This window comes from Streptomyces spororaveus, from assembly GCF_016755875.1.
GTDB lineage: Bacteria > Actinomycetota > Actinomycetes > Streptomycetales > Streptomycetaceae > Streptomyces > Streptomyces spororaveus.
The window spans coordinates 4,511,555-4,531,294 of record NZ_BNED01000005.1 but is presented as its reverse complement, the minus strand read 5'-3'; the positions used below and the strand labels follow the sequence as shown (position 1 = coordinate 4,531,294).

Below are 19,740 nucleotides of genomic sequence, written 5' to 3'. Positions count from 1 at the left end.
GGAGCCGGTGACCGGAGTCACAACTCCCGCTAATCGTCTGCAAATCGGTGTCTGAATATCGGAGATCGAATTTGCGAACAGGCGATCTCTTGTTACCGTTCTTGTAGCCCGGTCGCTGGTGCATCCCCCGTCGCCAGCGACCGGGCCCTTGATTTTCAGGGTGCGATCAACCGTCACCCGAGGCCGGTGAGTTGCTCCCGGACCTCAGGAGCAGTTCCCCTTCATCATCCGGAACTGCAAATTCCGCTACGGCCGAGTAGCTCTCCGGATTCCCGGCCGAAGCCTCCCTCGGCGTCTCGCACAGGCCCGGTTCGTCGCCCGCGCCCACCGCGCACCGGATCTGGACCGTGCGCCCGGCCGGACCCATCACCGTCAGCACCGCGTCCAGCGCGCGACCACTTGTGTTCCGGTAGTAACTCCGGCCCCACGTCTGGCCTTCACCGACCAGCACGCAGGTCTGCGCCTCCACCCCGTGCGGCGAGGACAGTTCGGGTCCGCATCGGGAATCCGTACGCGGCTGCTCGGCCGGGCCGGGCTGCTGCGGTCCGGCCGTCGGCGACGAGCGCGCGGGATCCGCGGGGGATGTGCGGGAGGAGTCCGAAAGCCCGAGCGCCGAGAACAGGCCGCCGCCCTTTCCGTCATCCTGACCGGCAAAATCCGGCCCGGCGATCGCGCCGGCGAGCGGGAGCGACAAGATGATCAACACACCGGCGCCGATACCGATCAGGCGGAGATTCATTCGCCGAAGATAGCGAGGAGGGAATGGGGCTCGGAGATCCCCGCGCCCAATTCCCTTGGAAACTCGTCCCGCTGACACCCGTACGAGTGATCCTCCCGAGCCCCGCACCTCCCCGCGGGCAAGCTGCCCGCGGGTCCCCCGCAGGGCCCGGCAGGTCAGTACGCGAGCCTGCTGCCGCCGCCGGAAGCACCGCTGCTGGCCTCGACCAGCGCGTCCACGACCGCCTCGATCTCGGGCAGCCAGAGGCTTCCCGCCGGCGCCTGCGGCGACCGCGCCGACCGCCCCCGCAGCTGCTGCGCCTGCGCCGTCTGCGCCCGAGGCTCACGTTCCCACCGCACCTGGCCGCCACCGCTGGACGCGGCGGAGGGCGGCAGCAACAGGTAGCCGCCCTCGCCGTGGAACCGCAGCGAGGAGGGCACGTGGTCCTTCGCGTACAGGAGTTCGCCGAGCCGCTCCAGCGAGTAGGGCGCCACCAGCAGCGCCCAGCGGGTGGGTGTGGCCACGACCGGACCGAGCCGCATGCCTTGCGCGTCCAGTCGTACGAGGGCACGCGCGGCCGCGCCGGCCGGCAGGCTCACCGCGCACGGGGCGGTCCCGCCGGTGGCCATGAGGACGGGGGCGGCGGGCCGGTTGGTCCACCACCAGGCCACCATCCGGGGGTCGGTGGTGGCGGCGAGCAGTCCGGGGTCGAAGGGGTGCGCGCCGGGGACGGCGCAGTCGGGGTCGGGGCAGGCGCATCGCCTGCCGTCGGCGCCGGACCGGCCCACGCCGGGCACGACGGGCCACTGCCAGGTGGTGGCGCAGACGAGCGCCGCATCGAGGAGAGTCGACGTGTCGCCGCTCCGTCCCGGGTCGGGGCGCAGGGATTGAAAGCGATCGCGGAGCCGCTGGAGACGCCTTCCGAGGATCTCGCGCATGTGCGCTCGTTCCTTTCCGTTGAACGCCGAGGGCCACATCACACCATGTAACCGGTGTCTCACCACACGTACAGGTTTCGCGTCACTGTCCGCCAGAAGCAGGTTCACACGGTTCGTGCAGTCTTCTTACAGGTCCATCAAACGTCCCGCGGGGGTGGAGCACGACCCGCGCCGGCCACCGAGACCGGCGGCCGCCGCTAAGGACGACGGTCCGTGCCGGGCGGTTCCCGGCGGCCAACTGGCCTCGCCCACCACCGAGTACGTACCCGAGGCCCCTGCGGAGCCCGCTCAGTCGATCGCAAAAACCTACTGCTTCCAGCTTTTTCCGGCCAAGTTCTAGCCTTGGCTCGACGGTGAGTTGCCGTCCCACGGACACCAGGATTCCCACCTGGACAATGCTGGACATGCATCCACGTGTGCGTGTAGATGTGGATTCCTTGATGGCGGCGCAGCACGATCTGGGGGTTTGCGATGCTATTTGGCGAATCGCACCAGGTGGAAAGGCGGACGCCATGAGCGCCCCGCATCTGCCGAAAGTGGCTGGAATCGATCCGGTGGTAACCACGCCACCTCACACTGCGGCGCCCACGCCCGCCCGGACCACCCCCGCACCGGCCCCTGCGCCCGGCGGCCCGGGCAGTGTCATCCAGGACCGGCTGGCGGGCATGGTCTCGGACCTCACCACCTTGCACGAGCTCACCGAGCGCCTCGCGCGCACCAGTGACCTCGACTCCTCGCTCCGCGAGTTCCTCCGCGCCGGCGCCGCGCTCGTCGGCGCCCGCCGCGGCCTGGTCGTCCTGGAGCCCTCCGACGGACTCGGCCCGTCCAGCACGATCGGCCTCGGGCTGGGCCACGCGGAGCTCGGCCACATCGAGACCGTGCCGCGCAGCGCCACCTCCTACGGGCGGATCCTCGACGGGCTGCCCGACGCCCAGGGCGGCTCCGAGTTCCTCCCCGAACCGGGCGCGCCCCCCGGATCCGGGGGTTTCGACGCCCCCGTGGACCCCCGCCACCGCGAGGTCGCCGCCCGTCTCGGCTACGCCGCGAGCTACTCGCTCCCCCTCACCGCCGAGGCCACCGGCCGGCTCGGCGCGGCCGTCTGGCTCTACGACGAGCAGGCGGAGCCGAGCGACCGCCAGCGCGACCTCGCCGGGCTGTACGTGCGCCACGCCGCCGAACACCTGGCCCGGATGCTGGAGGTGGAGCGCTCCCGCTCGCACCTGGCCACCGTCTCCGAGGAGCTGCTGCCGAGCCGGCTCCCCCGGATCCCCGGGGTACAGCTCGCCGCCCGCCACCACACGGGGCCGCTCGGCGGGGGCGACTGGTACGACGCCCTGCCGCTGCCGGAGGGTGCTCTGGGGCTGGCCGTCGGCTCCGTCACCGGCTCCGGACCGAGCGCCGTCGCCGCGATGGGGCGGCTGCGCGCATCGCTGCGCGCCTACGCCGTCATGGAGGGAGAGGACCCCGTGGCGGTCCTGTCCGACCTGGAGCTGCTGCTGCGCCTCACCGAGCCCGCCCGCTCCGCCACCGCGCTCTTCGCCTACTGCGAACCCGCCGGAGGGGCTCAGGGCCAGGGCAACAAGATCATCCTGGCCGGCGCCGGGCACACCCCGCCGCTGCTGATCGGCGAGCACCGCACCGAGTACGTGGAGACCTCGCTCTCCGCCCCCCTGGGCATGCTGTCCTGCTGGGAGGCGCCGAGCGTGGAGATCGAACCCGCACCCGGAGAAACGGTGCTTCTCTACACCGACGGGCTGCTGCACCACACGGGCGACCCGATGGACCGCGCCTACGCCCGGCTGCACGCCGCCGCCGCGGGGGTCCCCCGCAGCGTCCGCGAGGACCCGGCGGCCCTGTGCGAGCACATCCTGAAGACCGTGCTGCCCGGCGGGCGGCCGTCCGACGCCCCCGAGGACATCGTGCTGCTCGCGGCCCGGTTCGAATGAGGCCCGGAGCAGGTTCCGAATCGTGACGGACGGCACGATTCGGAACCTGCTCTCTCCGTACACGCATACGATGGATGCGGTCCACACCCAGGTCCGTACCGTCGTAGCTGAGGAGAAGACGTGGCTGACGAGCTCACCCCGGAGACCCCGGAAGAAGAGCAGCCCAAGAAGACGCACAAGCAGCGCAAGAACGGTCTGTACCCGGGCGTCAGCGACGAACTCGCGGAGAACATGCGCAGCGGCTGGGCCGACACCGAGCTGCACGGGCTGGAGCCCATCGCTCAGGCCGCCCACACCCTCGCCCGCCGTGACGCGCTGTCCCGGCGCTTCCCGGGCGAGCGCCTCGTCGTTCCCGCCGGCCGCCTGAAGACCCGCTCGAACGACACCGAGTACCCCTTCCGGGCCTCGACCGAGTACGCGTACCTCACCGGTGACCAGACCGAGAACGGCGTCCTGGTCCTGGAGCCCACCGGGCCGACCGGCCACACCGCGACCGTGTACCTGCTGCCGCGCTCCGACCGGGAGAACGGCGAGTTCTGGCTGTCCGGCCAGGGCGAGCTGTGGGTCGGCCGCCGTCACTCCCTCACCGAGGCCGAGCAGCTCCTGGGCATCCCCGCGAAGGACGTCCGCAAGCTCGCCGAGGCTCTCACCGAGGCCGACGGCCCGGTCCGCGCGGTGCGCGGCCACGACTCGGTGATCGAGGCCGCTCTCACCGACAAGGTGACCAAGGAGCGCGACGAGGAACTGCGCGTCTACCTCTCCGAGGCCCGCGCCGTGAAGGACACGTTCGAGGTCGGTGAGCTGCAGAAGGCGGTCGACTCCACCGTCCGCGGCTTCGAGGACGTCGTGAAGGTCCTGGACAAGGCCGAGGCCACCTCCGAGCGCTACATCGAGGGCACCTTCTTCCTGCGCGCCCGGGTCGAGGGCAACGACGTCGGCTACGGCTCCATCTGCGCCGCCGGCCCGCACGCCACCACCCTGCACTGGGTCCGCAACGACGGCGACGTCCGCTCCGGCGACCTGCTGCTCCTCGACGCCGGAGTCGAGACCCACTCCCTCTACACCGCCGACGTCACGCGCACGCTGCCGATCAACGGCACGTACACCGACATCCAGCGCAAGATCTACGACGCCGTCTACGAGTCCCAGGAAGCCGGCATCGCCGCGGTCAAGCCGGGTGCGAAGTTCCGCGACTTCCACGACGCCTCCCAGCACGTGCTGGCCGAGAAGCTCGTCGAATGGGGTCTGCTGGAGGGCCCGGTCGAGCGCGTCCTGGAGCTGGGCCTGCAGCGCCGCTGGACCCTCCACGGCACCGGCCACATGCTCGGCATGGACGTCCACGACTGCGCCGCCGCGCGCACCGAGGCGTACGTCGAGGGCACCCTGGAGCCGGGCATGTGCCTGACCGTCGAGCCGGGTCTCTACTTCCAGGCCGACGACCTGACCGTGCCCGAGGAGTACCGCGGCATCGGCGTCCGGATCGAGGACGACATCCTCGTCACCGAGGACGGCAACCGGAACCTCTCCGCCGCCCTGCCCCGCACCTCCACCGAGGTCGAGGCCTGGATGGCACGCCTGAAGGGCTGACGTCCGCGCGTCGCGTGTCGGTGGGCGGGATTCCTGTACGGGTCTCGCCCATCGGCGTTCCCTTCCCGGGACGCCCACGGCGCCTACGGCGCCTACGACACCTTCAGCAGCGCGTCGTCGCGCCACTTCAGCATCTTGTCGAAGCTCACCACCGCGCCGCGGCCCGGCCGGTTGCGGAAGCGGACGTGGTCGGAGAGCTCGGCGATCAGGTGCAGACCCCGGCCGTGTTCGGCCAGGGAGGGTCTGCGGCGGGCCACCGTCGCGGGCGGGAAACCCGGACCGGAATCGGTCACCTCGATGCGGCAGCAATCTCCGTCCAGATAGGCCGTGACGTGGTACGCCTCGGCATCGTCCGGGATTTCGCCACCGCCGCCGTGCTCCACCGCGTTCGCACACGCCTCGCTCAGCGCCACCGAGAGATCGAAGGAGATGTCCGGGTCCACCCCCGCGGTCTCCATGGTCCCCAGCAGCAGTCGCCTGGCGAGCGGCACGCTCGCGGCTTCGCGCCTCAAGTGGAGAGACCACCAGATGCTCATACGGTTACCTATTGCCGCCCGCGAGGGGGCGTAAGCGCCCCGCGGCCGTCCGAGACCTCAATACGCCCGTTCGGCCGACGCGGCTCTCCGGGGGAGCGGTGTATGCGGCGGTCCCCAGCGGGACCGGACCGTCTCCGCGGAGCGGACTCATGCGGACCTTCCGGACCTGCCGTATGAAGTGCGTGAACGCAGTGCGATGATGGCCCGGCCATGTCTGACCCCCACGCGACGCACGCCGGAGCCGGCCTCCGGCTGATCCGGGCCGCGGTGTTCACCGCGGTCTGTGTCGTGCTGTCCGCGACCGGGCACGCCCTGGCGTCCTGCGCCACCGTGCCCTGGTGGTCCCTCTCTCTCGGCTTCCTCGCCGTCTTCGCGGCCGCCGCCCTGCTCGCGGGCCGCCGGCGGACGCTGCCCGGCATCGCAGCCGGGCTCACCGCCGGACAACTCGGCCTGCACGCGATGTTCGGCCTCGGCCAGCACAGCGCCGCGGCCGCGCAGGCACCGGCCGGCACCGCCGACGCGTCGCTCGCCGAGCTCGCCGCACGGCTGGTGTGCGGGGGCAACTCCGTACCGCTCAGCCCGGCCGACGCCCGGCAGATCCTGGAAGCCGCGGGCCTGGACCCGGCCGCCCTGGCCGAGCAGACGGCACAGGCCGGGCAGGTCGCGACGCAGGCTCACGGCGCGCACGCGCATGTGGCCCAGGCCGTTGCCACGGCGCCCGCGACCGGCCTGTTCAGCCCGGCCATGCTGGTCAGCCACCTGCTGGCCGCGCTCGCGGCGGGCTGGCTGCTCGGCCGCGGCGACGCCGCGCTCTTCCGGCTGGTCGAGCTGTCCCGGCGCTCCGCCGAAGCCGCCCCGACGCGTCCGCTGCGCGCCGCACTGGCCTTCGTACGCGCCCTCGGCGCCGGGCTCGCGGGCTCGGCCGCACGTACTCCTCAGGGCCCCCGGACCGGGTCCGACCCCGCCCTCTGCACGGGCCGGGAAGCACTCCAGCACACGGTGATCCGGCGCGGCCCACCCGTGGCACTCGCCCTCGCAGCCTGACGCGGCACCTCTTCCCGGACGCAGAGCGGGATACCGGTGCCGCGAACTCCGCGCGCGCCCGTGCCCGGAGCCATCGCCACCACCGCTTCCCTGGAGTGTTCCCGCCATGAAGACCTCTCGCGTCTCCTTCGCCGCCGCCGCCGCCGTCGCCGCCGGTTCCGTCCTCCTCCTCTCCGGCCCGGCCTTCGCCCACGTCGGTGTGCAGCCTGTCGGAGAGGCCGCCAAGGGTGGCTACGCGACGCTCAACTTCAAGGTCCCCAACGAGCGCGACAACGCGTCGACCACGCAGCTGGAGGTCAACTTCCCGGTCGACCAGCCGCTCACGTCCGTCATGCCGCAGGACATCCCCGGCTGGACGTCCACCGTCGAGAAGACCAAGCTCGACAAGCCGCTGACCGTGCACGGCAAGCAGGTCAACGAGGTCGTCACCAAGGTGACCTGGACCGGCGGCAAGATCGAGGCCGGGAAGTTCCAGCAGTTCCCGGTCTCCGTCGGCAAGCTGCCCGAGAACGCCGAGCAGATGGTCTTCAAGTCCATCCAGACCTACGACAACGGCGAGGTCGTCCGCTGGATCGAGGAAGCCAAGGAGGGCGCGGCGGAGCCTCAGAACCCCGCCCCCGTCCTGAAGCTGACCGCTCCCAAGGGCGACGACCACCACGACAGCGGTGCCAAGGCGGACGAGCCGAAGAACGCCGACAAGGACGCCGAGCACGGCCACGACAAGGCCGCAGCCGAACACGGCACCGACACCACCGCGCGCGTCCTCGGCATCGCCGGCATCGTCGTCGGACTCGGTGGGGTCGCCTTCGGCATCGCCTCGCGCCGCCGGTCCGCCTGATCCGTCGCGCCCATGGGCGCTGCCGTTCCGCTACGTCCGTAACATCCCCGATCCCAGGGACATTTCTTCATGCGCACCACACGTGTGACGGTCGCCGCGCTGCTCGCGGCGGCCGCACTCACCCTCACCGCCTGCGGCGGTGAGCCCGTCAAGCCGAGCGGGGTCACCCAGATCTCCGGCGGGCAGAGCAACGCCAAGGCCGCGACGGTCCTGGACCGCCCCTTCAACAAGCCGGAGCTCGTCCTCACGGACACCACCGGCAACCCGTGGAACCTGCGCGAGCAGACCAAGGGCAAGCCGACCCTCATCTACTTCGGCTACACCAACTGCCCCGACGTGTGCCCGCTGACGATGAGCAACATCGCCGTCGCCAAGAAGGCACTCCCCAAGGCCGAGCAGGACAACCTCCGGGTCGTGTTCGTCACGACCGACCCCGAGAGGGACACTCCCGAGTCCCTCGCCGCGTGGCTCAAGTCGCAGGACCCGTCCTTCGTCGGACTCACCGGGGACTTCGCGACCATCCAGGCCGCCGCGCGCACGCTCGGCATCGGCATCGATCCCGCGACGAAGGACGCCAACGGCGACGTCGTCTCCATGCACGGCGCCCAGGTCATCGCGTTCTCGCCCAAGACCGACGAGGGCTATGTCCTCTACGGCGAGGGCACCACCGTCGACGACTACACCAGGGACCTGCCGAAGCTCATCAAGGGGGAGAACCCGTGAACGCCCGCACCACCCGCACCTTCGCCGCCGCCCTCTCCCTGACGGCAGCACTCGCCATATCCGGCTGCTCCGGCGAGGCCGAGCCGAAGATGACCGTCAGCGGCGCCTTCATGCCCCAGCCGGTGAACGACAAGATGGCCGGCGGGTTCCTGGTCATCAAGAACGGTTCCGGGACCGCCGACAAGCTCACCGGCGCCACCTCCTCGCTCTCCGACGATCTCCAGATCCACGAGACCAAGGACCAGAAGATGCAGCAGGTCCAGTCGATGGACGTCCCTGCGAACGGCGAGCTCCGGCTGGAGCGCGGTGGCAGCCACATCATGTTCATGGGGCTCAAGAGCACGCCCAAGATCGGCGACAAGGTCACCGTCGAGCTCCGTTTCGAGAAGGCCGGTCCGGTCAAGGTCGAACTGGACGTGAAGGACCGGACGTACAACGCCCAGGCTCCGAGCACTGCGTCCGGCCACGCCCACTGACGGATCGAGGAGCTGACACGCCATGACGGCCACCGCCCCCTCCACGGCCCATGCCCGTGCCGCGGCGCTCCTGCCGCGGCTCGCGCTGGTCCTCGCAGCGCTGCTGGCGACCCTGTTCACCGCGGCCTCACCGGCCACGGCGCACGCCGCACTCACCGCGAGCGACCCCGCGGACGGGGCGGTGGTCGCCACGGCCCCCGCCCAGGTCACGCTCTCCTTCTCGGAGCAGGTGGCCATGGGCGACGACTCCCTCCGCGTCCTCGACCCCCAGGGCAGACGCGTGGACACCGGTGAGCTGCGCGACATGTGCAGCGGGAACACCGTCCGCTACGGCACCGCGCTGCACACCGGACTGCCAAACGGCACCTACACCGTCGCCTGGCAGGCCGTCTCGGCCGACAGCCATCCGATCTCCGGCGCCCTCACGTTCTCCATCGGCGCGCCCTCCGCCACCGATGTCACCCTGCCCACCGCGCAGGCGGGTGGCGGACCCGTCGGTATCGCGTACGGGATCGCCCGCTACGCCGCCTACGCCGGCTTCACCGTCCTCGTCGGCGGCGCCGCCTTCATCCTGCTGTGCTGGCGCCGGGGCGCCGCCGAACGGCCGCTCCAGAAACTCGTCGTGCGCGCCTGGGTCACCCTGACCGCGGCCACCCTCGCCATGCTGGTGCTGCGGACCCCGTACACGGGGTCCGGCGATTTCTCCGACGCGTTCGACCTCGACGGGCTCCGGGCCGTCCTGGAGACCAAGGCCGGGGCCTCGCTCGTCTCCCGGCTGCTCCTGCTGGGTGCGGCCGCCCTCTTCCTCGCGGTCCTCTTCGGCGTCTACGCGCGCCGTGTGGCGGACATCGGACCCGACGAGGCCGGCCGGGGCGGGGAGGAAACCGCCGGTGCCGACCGGGCCGACGAGGCCGAGATGCCGGACGACACCAGCGACCTCACCTTCGGGCTCGCCATCGGAGGCGCCGTCGTGTCCGGCGGTATCGCCGCCACCTGGGCCCTCTCGGAGCACGCCTCCACCGGAATCCAGCCCGGTATCGCCATGCCCGCCGACATCCTGCACCTGATGGCCGTCGCCACATGGCTCGGCGGTCTCGCCGCGCTGCTCGTCGCCCTCCACAAGGTCCCCGGGATCGAGCGCGCGGCCGTCAGGAGCTTCTCCAAGGTCGCCTTCGTCAGTGTCCTGGTGCTCGCCGTCACGGGTGTCTACCAGGCCTGGCGCCAGCTCGGCAGCTGGTCCGCCCTCACCGGCACCGACTACGGGCAGCTGCTGCTCCTGAAGGTCGGTCTGGTGGCCGTCCTCCTCGGCATCGCCTACGTGTCCCGCAGGTGGACCGCGAGGCTCGCCGACACTCCCGCGGACTCCACGGGGGTATCCGTCGCCGCCGGGCACACCTCGGACGATGTTTCACGTGAAACAGGCCCTGGCACCGTCTCCGAAGGCTCCGGTGTTTCACGTGAAACAGAGCCCGCGCCCGTCCCCGCGGACCCGGAGCGCGCCGCCCAGCTCGCCCGGCAGCGGGCCGCCCGCGAGAGCGCGCGCGAGAAGCGCGTACGGGACGCCGACCCGGACCGTACCGGCCTGCGCCGCTCCGTCCTCGCCGAGGCGGCCATCGCCGTGATCCTGCTCGCCGTCACCACGGTGCTCACCAGCACCGAGCCCGGGCGGACCGTGGAGAAGGAGACGGGCCGCGGCTCCACCTCCACCGCCGTCCCCGACCGGGCCGTCAAGATCACCCTGCCCTTCGACACCGGCGGTCCGAACGGCAAGGGCTCCGTCCGGCTCGAACTCGACCCGGGGCGGGTGGGCGCGAACACCCTGCACCTCTGGTCCGAGTCCGTCGACGGCACCCCCTTCGACCTCCCCGAGATCAAGGTGGCGTTCACCCTTCCCGCCAAGGACATCGGCCCCCTGCCGCTCGTCCCCGAGCAAGCGGCCCCCGGACACTGGACCGCATCCGGTGTCCAGCTGCCGCTCGCCGGTGAATGGCGTATCGACGTGACCGTCCGCACCTCGGACATCGACCAGACCACCGTCCAGAAGACCGTGAAGATCGGCTGATCAGCGTGACCGAGAGCAACCCCGACATCGAGATCTCCCGGCGCAGGCTGCTGGGTACCGTCGGCGCCGCAGGCGCCGTCGGGATCGGCCTCGGAGCAACAGGCGGCGCCCTGGCGCACTCCGTGCTCGCCGACTCCGGAAGCGGCTCCGCGCCCGGCTCGGCAGGCGGCCTGGCCTCCCTCGGCGCCACCCAGGTGGCCTTCCACGGGGACCACCAGGCCGGCATCACCACCCCGCTGCAGGCCAAGGGGCACCTCGTCGCCTTCGACCTCGCCGCCGGAGCGGGGCGTACGGAGGCCGCCGCGCTGCTGCGGCGCTGGTCCGACACCGCCCGACGGCTGATGGCGGGCGAGCCGGCAGCCTCCTCCGACAGCGGGATCGCCCTGGACGCCGGTCCGTCCTCCCTCACCGTCACCTTCGGCTTCGGCCACTCCTTCTTCGAGCGCACCGGCCTCACCGCGCGCCGCCCCGCCGCGCTCGACCCGCTGCCGGACTTCTCCTCCGACCGGCTGGACGCCCAGCGCAGCAACGGCGACCTGTGGGTCCAGATCGGCGCCGACGACGGTCTCGTCGCCTTCCACGCCCTGCGGGCTCTGCAGAAGGACGCCGGAGAGGCCGCTCGCGTCCGCTGGCAGATGAACGGCTTCAACCGGTCTCCCGGCGCCACCGGCACGCCGATGACCGCACGCAACCTGATGGGCCAGATCGACGGAACCGGCAATCCGAAGCCCTCGGAGCCCGACTTCGACAAGCGGATCTTCGTACCCGGCGCGGGCCCCGGACCCGCCGAGCACGCCTGGATGGCCGGGGGCTCGTACGCCGTCGTCCGGCGCATCCGCATGCTCCTCGACGACTGGGACAAGCAGTCCACCGCCCAGCAGGAGCAGGTCATCGGCCGTACGAAGGCCACCGGTGCCCCCCTGACCGGCGGTGGCGAGACCACCGAGATGGCGCTCGACAAAATCGGCCCCGACGGGAAGCCCGTCATCCCGTCCAACGCCCACGCCCGGATCTCCGCCCCCGAGCAGAACGGCGGGGCGGCGATGCTGCGGCGGCCCTTCTCCTTCCACGACGGGATCGGCCCCGACGGCGCTCCCGACGCGGGGCTCCTCTTCATCTGCTGGCAGGCCGATCCGCTGCGCGGATTCGTACCCGTACAGCGCAAGCTCGACCGCGGCGACGCGCTGTCGCAATTCATCCGGCACGAGTCCAGCGGCCTGTACGCGGTCCCGCCCGGCCCCCGCAGCGGCGAGTACGTGGGGCAGCGGCTGCTCGAAGGATGAACAGCAATCCGGCAGGCGGCACCCCGGCATTAGGCTGATCGCATGTCAGCCACCCGCTTCACGTATCTCGGTCCCGAGGGCACCTTCACCGAGGCCGCTCTGCGCACCCTGCCGGAAGCCGCGACCCGGGAACTCGTCCCGATGGTGTCGGTCCCGGCCGCCCTGGACGCCGTGCGCAACGGCGAGGCGGCCGCCGCCCTCGTCCCGATCGAGAACTCGGTGGAGGGCGGGGTCACCGCCACCCTCGACGAGCTGGCCTCGGGCGAGCCGCTGATGATCTACCGCGAGGTGCTGCTCCCCATCACCTTCGCGCTGCTCGTGCGCCCCGGGACCGCCCTGTCGGACGTCAAGACCGTCACCGGGCACCCGGTCGCCCAGCCGCAGGTGCGCAACTGGCTGCGCGCGAACCTGCCCGACGCGGTGTGGGAGTCGGCCGCCTCGAACGCCGACGGCGCCCGGCTGGTCCAGGAGGGCCGCTTCGACGCCGCCTTCGCGGGCGAGTTCGCCGCCGCCACCTACGGGCTCGTCCCGCTGGTGACCGAGATCCACGACGCGGAGAACGCCGAGACCCGGTTCGTGCTGGTGGGGCGCCCGGCCCGGCCGGCCGCGCCGACCGGCGCGGACAAGACCTCCGTCGTGCTGTGGCTCGGCGACGACCACCCTGGTGCGCTGCTGGAGCTCCTGCAGGAATTCGCGGTGCGCGGGGTGAACCTGATGCTGATCCAGTCCCGTCCGACCGGCCAGGGCATCGGCAACTACTGCTTCGCCGTCGACGCCGAGGGGCACATCTCCGACCGGCGGGTCAGCGAGGCGCTCATGGGCCTCAAGCGGACCTGTCCCCAGGTCCGCTTCCTCGGGTCCTACCCGCGCGCCGGTGTCGCTCAGAGTGATGTCCGGGCTCCTCGGCCCGGAACCTCCGACGGTGACTTCACGGCCGCCTCCGACTGGCTGGGGCGTTGCCTCGACGGGCGGGCGTAGGACGTCGTCCACTGTCCACAGAGTTATCCACAGGCGGAGATGGGAACCTGGGGACAAGTCGACAGTACGGCGCGACAAGGTCGACAAATCACCCGGGGAGCTCAGGTTTCGCTCTGGGGAGCGGAAGGTGAACGGTGTCACCCCCGCATCGCCGATCAACTCTTTGGGGCGAGTCATTCCCACCCGAATGAGTGTGTGGGGGTGGTTTGAACCCTGATTCGTCCCGGCCGCCCATCGATCAGGAATGATCTATTCCTGTGTCCACAGAGTCGGCACACAGCCTGTGGATAAGATCCGGGCCCCAGCAATTCCTGTGGACAAGAAGTCCCTCCAGCCCTGCTCAGGGCCCACCCGGCCGTCGGCATTCTGCCCCTTTTCGGGGAATGGGACCGCTTTTATTGACGCCCCGAGACGGACCACTTCCGGTCAGCCATCAAGACTTATCCATTCGTTGCAATTGGGACATAGCGACACGCAGCGTGATATCGGTGTGATCCCAGGAACCCCAGCCCGGTAGCCTGGAGGGGTGATTGACCTCCGGCTGCTCCGTGAAGACCCTGACCGTGTCCGCGCCTCGCAGCGCGCCCGTGGAGAGGACGTCGAACTCGTCGACGCGCTGCTCTCCGCCGACGAGCGCCGCAGGTCCTCCGGCATGCGCTTCGACGAACTGCGCAATGAGCAGAAGTCCCTCGGCAAGCTCATCCCCAAGGCCTCCCCCGAGGAGCGGGCCGAGCTGCTCAAGAAGGCCGAGCAGCTCAAGCAGGACGTCAAGGCCGCCGAGGCCGAGCAGAACGAGGCCGACGAAGCCGCCAAGCAGCTTCTCCTCCAGCTCGGCAACATCGTCCACGAGGACGTCCCGGTCGGCGGCGAAGAGGACTTCACCGTCCTGGAGACGCTCGGCACCATCCGCGACTTCGCCACCGAGGGCTTCGAGCCCAAGGACCACCTGGAACTCGGCGAACTGCTGGGCGCCATCGACGTCGAGCGCGGCGCCAAGGTCTCCGGCTCGCGCTTCTACTACCTGACCGGTGTGGGCGCCCTGCTGGAGCTGGCGCTGGTCAACGCGGCCATCGCCCAGGCCACCGAGGCCGGCTTCATCCCGATGCTGACCCCGGCGCTGGTCCGCCCGCGCGCCATGGAGGGCACCGGCTTCCTCGGCCAGGCCGCGGAGAACGTGTACCACCTGGAGAAGGACGACTTCTACCTGGTCGGCACCTCCGAGGTCCCCCTCGCCGCGTACCACATGGACGAGATCATCGACGCCGAGAAGCTGCCGCTGCGGTACGCCGGCTTCTCCCCGTGCTTCCGCCGCGAGGCCGGCACGTACGGCAAGGACACCCGCGGCATCTTCCGCGTCCACCAGTTCGACAAGGTCGAGATGTTCTCGTACGTCGCGCCGGAGGACGCCGAGGCCGAGCACCAGCGGCTCCTGGAATGGGAGAAGCAGTGGCTGACCAGCCTGGAGCTGCCGTTCCAGGTGATCGACGTCGCCACCGGTGACCTGGGCTCCTCCGCCTCCCGCAAGTTCGACTGCGAGGCGTGGATCCCCACCCAGGGCAAGTACCGCGAGCTGACCTCGGCCTCGAACTGCAACAGCTTCCAGGCCCGCCGCCTGTCGATCCGCTACCGCGACGGCAAGAAGACCCAGCCGCTGTCCACGCTGAACGGCACGCTGTGCGCCGTACCGCGCACGATCGTCGCGATCCTCGAGAACCACCAGCAGGCCGATGGTTCGGTACGGGTGCCCCCGGTGCTCCGTCCCTACCTCGGCGGCCGCGAGGTCCTGGAGCCGATCACCAAGTGAGCCCGGCCCCGTTCCCGTACAAGCTCGTCGCGACCGATCTCGACGGCACACTGCTGCGTGGCGACGACACCGTCTCGGAACGCACCCGTGAAGCGCTCGTCGCGGCCACCGCGGCGGGCGCGGCGCACATCGTCGTCACCGGCCGGGCCGTGCCCTGGACCCGGCACGTGCTGGACGATCTCGGCTACAAGGGGATCGCCGTCTGCGGGCAGGGCGCCCAGGTCTACGACGCGGGCGCGCACCGGCTGCTGACCTCGGTGACGCTGGACCGGCAGCTGGCCGGTCTGGCGCTGTCGAAGCTGGAGGCCGAGGTCGGCCCGCTGGCCCTCGCGGCCAGCCGGGACGGGGTGGACGGCGAGGTGCTGTTCGGGCCCGGGTACCAGGTGCAGGAAGGCCTTCCGGCCGTATACCTGGACGACACCAAGGCGCTCTGGACCGCTCCGCTGAACAAGCTCTACATCCAGCACCCGGAGCTGGACGACGACACGCTCGTCAAGATGGCCCGGGCGACCGTCGGCAGCCTGGTCGACATCGTGATGGCGGGCCCCGGCATCGTCGAGATCCTGCCGCTGGGCCTGACCAAGGCCACGGGCCTGTCGCTGGCCGCGCGCCGGCTGAAGGTGAAGGCGGCGGAGACGATCGCCTTCGGTGACATGCCCAACGACATCCCGATGTTCGGCTGGGCCGCGCACGGGGTGGCGATGGCCAACGCCCATGCCGAGCTCAAGGCCGTGGCCGACGAGGTGACGACCTCCAACGACGAGGACGGCATCGCGGTGGTGCTGGAGCGTCTGCTGGGCGCCGCGTAGCGCGCAGGACGTAGGACATAGGACGCAGGAGAGGTCCGGGACAGCCCGCGCCGCAGGCGCGCTCGAAGTGGCTGCCCCGGACCTTTTGTTGCTCCCCGCACCCCTCACTCTGCACCGGGTGCAGGTCTCTTACCAGCGAATTTCCGTGCATCAGCCGTGCGTCAGCCGTGGATCCGGCGGCGCCGCCAGTAGGCGACGGTGAGGATGCCCAGCAGCGGCCCCCAGAGCAGCAGGGGCGCATAAGACAGGTCGAAGATCCGGAGGGCGAGCCCGGTGGGCGCGTCGGGATTCGCGACGTTGACCTCGCTCCAGGTCCAGGCGCCGAGCGTCGTGATGGCGGTCAGCGCGGCCGCACCGAACGCGGCGGGAACCACCGCCGTCAGGGGGTGGATGCGGCGCCCGCCCAGCACCGGGACCCAGCGGGGCAGCACCTCGCCCCAGCGCTGGACCAGACCGAGGCTCAACAGGCCCAGGCACTCCTGCAGGACGGTGACGAAGGCGAGGACCAGGGACGCGGAGCCGGGGTAGTACGAGTGGTGCAGATCGCTGCCCGGGCCCCAGCCCATGGGAATGCCGACCGCGATCGCGAGCCGCCACACACAGCTGGGGAGCACGGTCAGCGAGGTGAGCCGGGCGAGCCTGCGCATCCCCGGAGAGACTCCGGGCACGGTGTGCGAGGTGCGGACGGCGTTGTCGGAGGTCATCTTCCAAGTCCATTTCAGGAGGGGCTGGTTGATGACTCAAGCCTGGTCGGCCGGGGCCTTCGCAGCCATCCGCCGATCAGCAGGCCGACGGGTCCACGGCGGCCCGTACGGCTCTGCCGATCGGCAGATGGCCGGACTCCGGGGTGCGCTCGTAGGGTCGGGGCATGACCGCCAACCTCCGTGCCGCGTATGCCCCGTTACTGGCCCTGGCCGGCGTCGTCGGCCTCCTCGCGGCGTTCCTGGGTGCGTCCCCGGCGTGGTCGCTGATCTGGGTGGGTCTCCTGCTGCCGCTGCTGGTGCTGGTTGCCCGCTGGTCCCCGGTGCATCCGGGGGCCGTCGCGGCCTCTCTGGGCGTGGCGGCCGTCGCGGTGTGGCCCGTACCGCTGATGTGGGGAACGGCGTCGTGGCTGGAGATCTGCGGGGCGGTGGCGTTCTGGGCGGCGCCCGCGCTCGGCGCGCTGGCGGCCGGGGGGTATCTGCGCCGTCAGGCGAGCCGGATGCGCCAGGCCGTCCGGGACAGCCGGCGCGACCAGCAGCTGGAACTTGCCCGGGATCTGCACGACTTCGTGGCGCACGACGTGAGCGCCATCGTGGTGCAGGCACAAGCGGCCAGGTTCGTGGCGGACAAGGACCCCGAGCAGGCGGTCCGCGCACTGGAGCGGATCGAGGCGGCGGGGCTCGGCGCGCTCGCCTCGATGGACCGGACGGTGCACGCGCTGCGGGAGGCGGCCGGCGCGCGGTCCGCCCCGATCCCGGGGACCTCGGAGTTGCCGGGGCTCGTGGAGCGGTTCGAGGGCGGAGTGCTGGAGGCCGATTGGGCGGCGGTCCGGGAGTTGTCGCGGGAGGCGGACACCACCGCCTACCGGGTGGCCGTGGAGGCCTTGACGAACGTACGCCGGCACGCGCCCGGGGCGGCGCTCGTACGGGTGGGCCTGCGGCGGGTCGCTGAGGGGATCGAGCTGAGCGTGGCCAACTCCGCGCCGCCCCGGGGCGGCGCGGGCGGACGGCTGGGGCTGGGGCTGCGGCGACGGGGCGGAACCGGGCTGGCCGGTCTGCGCGGCCGGGTGGAGGCAGCGGGCGGGACACTGGGGGCCGGCGCGAGTGCCGACGGCGGGTGGCGGGTTTGCGCCGTCTTCCCGGCGCGGGAGGACGCCCTCGGGTGATCATTGCGGCGTGACCACACGCATCCTGATAGCCGATGACCAAGAGGACATCCGCAGCGGTTTCCGGCTGATCCTCGATTCGCAGCCGGACATGACCGTGGTGGGGGAGGCCGCGGACGGCGAGAGCGCGGTGGCCCTGGCCCGGGAACTGCGGCCCGATGTGGTGCTGGCGGACATCCGGATGCCGCGGCTCGACGGGCTGGAGGTGACGCGGCTGCTGGCGCCGACGACGCGCGTGGTGGTGGTGACCACCTTCGACCTGGACGAGTACGTGCACACCGCGTTGCGCAACGGCGCCTGCGGCTTCCTGCTGAAGCGGTCCGGGCCGGCGCTGCTGATCGAAGGGGTGCGGGCGGCGATGGCGGGTGACACCCTGATCAGCCCCCAGATCACGGTGCGGCTGCTCAGCCGGCTGACGCAGTCGGGTCCGGTCGCCCGGCCCGCGGCGCATCCGCTGACGGAGCGGGAGGTGGACATCGTGCGCCTGGTGGCGCGAGGGCTCACCAACGCCGAGATCGGCGCGGAGCTGTACATCACCGCGGGGACGGCCAAGACCCACATCGCGAACGTCCAGGCCAAGCTGGGGGCCCGCAACCGGGTGGGAATCGCCGCCTGGGCCTGGGAGCACGGTCTCGCCACAGCGGAGCCGGAGGCGGACACCCCCTAGATCCCCGTCATGTTTCACGTGAAACGACGTTGCGGGTGAGCGGCCAGGCGAGCAGGCCGACGGAGAGCGCGATGGCGTGTCCGAGGTCGGTGAAGGTACCGCCGGTGACCAGGGGGATCCCGAAGAAGGCGACCGCTCCCGCCAGGTAGAACCATTTCCAGGGGCCGGGGAGCCGGTAGGTGAGGACACCGATGGAGGCCGCGAGCCCGTAGCTGACGCCGATGTCGACCACGTGGGTCATGCTGTGCGGGGCCCGGTGGTCCTGGATGGCCGTCAGCAGGATCTTCTGGCTGATCAAGGTGGCGACGATGTGGGCGGTCGCGACGATCAGGAGCCAGCGCAGGGTGCCGAGCCAGCGTTCGACGGGGGCGTGGAACAGCTCGAAGAGCACCACGTAGAGGGCGAGCGAGGCCGGGTTCGCGATCCAGAACGCACTGCTGACGAGTGCCCGGACGGGGTATTTGACGAGCTGGTTGATGTTGCTGCTGTTGCGGTGGAGCAGGACGCTGTCGACCCGGTCGGGGGCGATCGCGACGATGATGCTGGTGACGGCGATGATCAGCAGCCAGACGTGCGTTCCGGGCGAGGAGCGTATCCAGGACCGCAAGGGCCTGGAAGGCTCCGGCTCGGTGTGCGCGACCATGCACCGATGATGCCGCGCGAACCTGTGCCCCGCCTGGCCGGTGGGCCGGGCGGGGCACAGGTTCGCGGGTGCTGCGGCGGGAGACCCTACTCCTCGCCCGCCAGGGTGAGGCGGCGGAGCTTCTGGCCCGCGTAGACGGTGGCGCCGACGGTGACCGCGCAGAGCAGGATCACGGCGGTGGGCAGGCCGACGGTGGCGTCGACGTACCCGTTCCCGGCGACCTTCTCCGCGACGGACAGGGCCCACTGCTGGACGCTGAGGGTCTTGGCTCCGGAGACCAGGCTGCCGAAAAGCGACTCCCAGATCAGCGCGTAGACCAGGCCGAAGACGACCGCGTGCCGGCTGACGGTGCCGAGCAGCAGGAACAGCGCGCTGTAGGCGATCGAGGCCACGAGGGCGGCGATCGTGTAGGCGACGGCGATCTGCTGGCCGTTCCCGTTGAGGATGAATCCGGCGATCAGGGTGGGGACCGCGGAGAAGACCATGGTGACGGCGATCGCCACGGTCAGCTTGGTCATGATGATCGTCGGACGCTTCACCGGCTTGGCGAGCAGGTAGACGATGGAGCCGTCGTCGATCTCGGGCCCGATGGCCCCGGTACCGGCGATGACGCCGATCAGCGGAACCATGGTGGCGAGGGCGAAGCCCCCGAGGAGGTCGGCCGCGACCTTGTCGTCCACGCCGACGAAGCCACGGACGACGAGGGCGATGACGATCAGCAGGGCGGGCAGCGCGAAGAGGATCAGCGCGCGGCGCCGGCCGAGCAGGGCCCGGTAGGTGAGCCGGGCAACGGTGGGTTCGTACATGGGTGCCAGCTCCTT

19 protein-coding genes are annotated in these 19,740 nt (G+C 71.1%); 13 read left to right on the top strand and 6 right to left on the bottom strand.

The annotated features are described in order from the left end of the window. Window positions 1-166: 166 nt before the first annotated feature. Together Sspor_RS22725 and Sspor_RS22720 are read right to left on the bottom strand one after the other, a co-directional pair. The gene (locus Sspor_RS22725; RefSeq protein ID WP_202200787.1) at window positions 167-739 is read right to left on the bottom strand and encodes a hypothetical protein; all 573 of its coding nucleotides are present in this window, start codon (window positions 737-739) and stop codon (window positions 167-169) included. Between the two features lie 155 nt (window positions 740-894). Beyond that, window positions 895-1,656 (bottom strand): bifunctional DNA primase/polymerase, encoded by a 762-nt coding sequence (locus Sspor_RS22720; RefSeq protein ID WP_202200786.1) that lies wholly within the window; start codon window positions 1,654-1,656, stop codon window positions 895-897. Between the two features lie 395 nt (window positions 1,657-2,051). Here Sspor_RS22720 and Sspor_RS22715 point away from each other — a divergent pair, with 395 nt between their 5' ends. After that, window positions 2,052-3,602, top strand: coding sequence for a PP2C family protein-serine/threonine phosphatase (locus tag Sspor_RS22715; RefSeq protein WP_202200785.1), 1,551 nt, complete (start codon window positions 2,052-2,054; stop codon window positions 3,600-3,602). A gap of 120 nt (window positions 3,603-3,722) precedes the next feature. Beyond that, entirely contained in the window at window positions 3,723-5,189 is a 1,467-nt protein-coding gene (locus tag Sspor_RS22710; RefSeq protein ID WP_202200784.1) for an aminopeptidase P family protein, read from the top strand. Window positions 5,190-5,281: 92 nt separating this feature from the next. Here the strand turns inward: Sspor_RS22710 and Sspor_RS22705 are convergent, their stop codons facing one another. Continuing rightward, complete coding sequence (locus tag Sspor_RS22705; protein WP_202200783.1) at window positions 5,282-5,725, bottom strand: ATP-binding protein; 444 nt, start codon at window positions 5,723-5,725, stop codon at window positions 5,282-5,284. A gap of 210 nt (window positions 5,726-5,935) precedes the next feature. Between Sspor_RS22705 and Sspor_RS22700 the strand changes: the two genes are divergently transcribed. From Sspor_RS22700 to Sspor_RS22660, 9 genes are all read left to right on the top strand, one after another. Further along, window positions 5,936-6,769: a hypothetical protein gene (locus tag Sspor_RS22700; RefSeq protein ID WP_202200782.1), complete on the top strand. Its 834-nt coding sequence runs from the start codon at window positions 5,936-5,938 to the stop codon at window positions 6,767-6,769. A gap of 106 nt (window positions 6,770-6,875) precedes the next feature. Next, window positions 6,876-7,607 (top strand): YcnI family copper-binding membrane protein, encoded by a 732-nt coding sequence (locus tag Sspor_RS22695; protein ID WP_202200781.1) that lies wholly within the window; start codon window positions 6,876-6,878, stop codon window positions 7,605-7,607. A 69-nt stretch (window positions 7,608-7,676) separates the two neighbouring features. Next, entirely contained in the window at window positions 7,677-8,330 is a 654-nt protein-coding gene (locus Sspor_RS22690) for an SCO family protein (protein ID WP_202200780.1), read from the top strand. Beyond that, a complete protein-coding gene (locus tag Sspor_RS22685; RefSeq protein WP_202200779.1) occupies window positions 8,327-8,806 on the top strand; it encodes a copper chaperone PCu(A)C in 480 nt (159 codons plus the stop codon). Before Sspor_RS22690 ends, Sspor_RS22685 begins: the two co-directional genes overlap by 4 nt. A 22-nt stretch (window positions 8,807-8,828) precedes the next feature. Beyond that, entirely contained in the window at window positions 8,829-10,868 is a 2,040-nt protein-coding gene (locus Sspor_RS22680; RefSeq protein WP_202200778.1) for a copper resistance CopC/CopD family protein, read from the top strand. Continuing rightward, window positions 10,793-12,151 (top strand): iron uptake transporter deferrochelatase/peroxidase subunit, encoded by a 1,359-nt coding sequence (gene efeB / locus Sspor_RS22675; protein ID WP_202200777.1) that lies wholly within the window; start codon window positions 10,793-10,795, stop codon window positions 12,149-12,151. Before Sspor_RS22680 ends, efeB begins: the two co-directional genes overlap by 76 nt. A gap of 42 nt (window positions 12,152-12,193) precedes the next feature. Then, window positions 12,194-13,129 carry a prephenate dehydratase gene (gene pheA, locus Sspor_RS22670; RefSeq protein ID WP_030713748.1) on the top strand — a complete coding sequence of 312 codons (936 nt, stop codon included), beginning with the start codon at window positions 12,194-12,196 and terminating at the stop codon, window positions 13,127-13,129. A gap of 526 nt (window positions 13,130-13,655) precedes the next feature. Then, window positions 13,656-14,933, top strand: a complete 1,278-nt coding sequence (gene serS / locus Sspor_RS22665) for a serine--tRNA ligase (RefSeq protein ID WP_202200776.1) — start codon at window positions 13,656-13,658, stop codon at window positions 14,931-14,933. Beyond that, window positions 14,930-15,742 (top strand): HAD family hydrolase, encoded by an 813-nt coding sequence (locus Sspor_RS22660; protein ID WP_202200775.1) that lies wholly within the window; start codon window positions 14,930-14,932, stop codon window positions 15,740-15,742. Before serS ends, Sspor_RS22660 begins: the two co-directional genes overlap by 4 nt. 161 nt (window positions 15,743-15,903) lie before the next feature. Here the strand turns inward: Sspor_RS22660 and Sspor_RS22655 are convergent, their stop codons facing one another. Beyond that, entirely contained in the window at window positions 15,904-16,446 is a 543-nt protein-coding gene (locus Sspor_RS22655) for a hypothetical protein (RefSeq protein WP_202200774.1), read from the bottom strand. A gap of 164 nt (window positions 16,447-16,610) precedes the next feature. On the opposite strand from Sspor_RS22655, the gene Sspor_RS22650 reads away from it, so the two are divergent. Further along, window positions 16,611-17,609, top strand: a complete 999-nt coding sequence (locus Sspor_RS22650) for a sensor histidine kinase (RefSeq protein WP_202200773.1) — start codon at window positions 16,611-16,613, stop codon at window positions 17,607-17,609. Window positions 17,610-17,619: 10 nt separating this feature from the next. Next, on the top strand, window positions 17,620-18,276 hold the full coding sequence (locus Sspor_RS22645; protein ID WP_202200772.1) for a response regulator: 657 nt from the start codon (window positions 17,620-17,622) through the stop codon (window positions 18,274-18,276). Between the two features lie 7 nt (window positions 18,277-18,283). Here the strand turns inward: Sspor_RS22645 and Sspor_RS22640 are convergent, their stop codons facing one another. Next, entirely contained in the window at window positions 18,284-18,919 is a 636-nt protein-coding gene (locus Sspor_RS22640) for a rhomboid-like protein (protein WP_202200771.1), read from the bottom strand. 86 nt (window positions 18,920-19,005) lie between these two features. Further along, window positions 19,006-19,725: an ABC transporter permease gene (locus tag Sspor_RS22635; RefSeq protein WP_202200770.1), complete on the bottom strand. Its 720-nt coding sequence runs from the start codon at window positions 19,723-19,725 to the stop codon at window positions 19,006-19,008. Window positions 19,726-19,740: the final 15 nt, after the last annotated feature.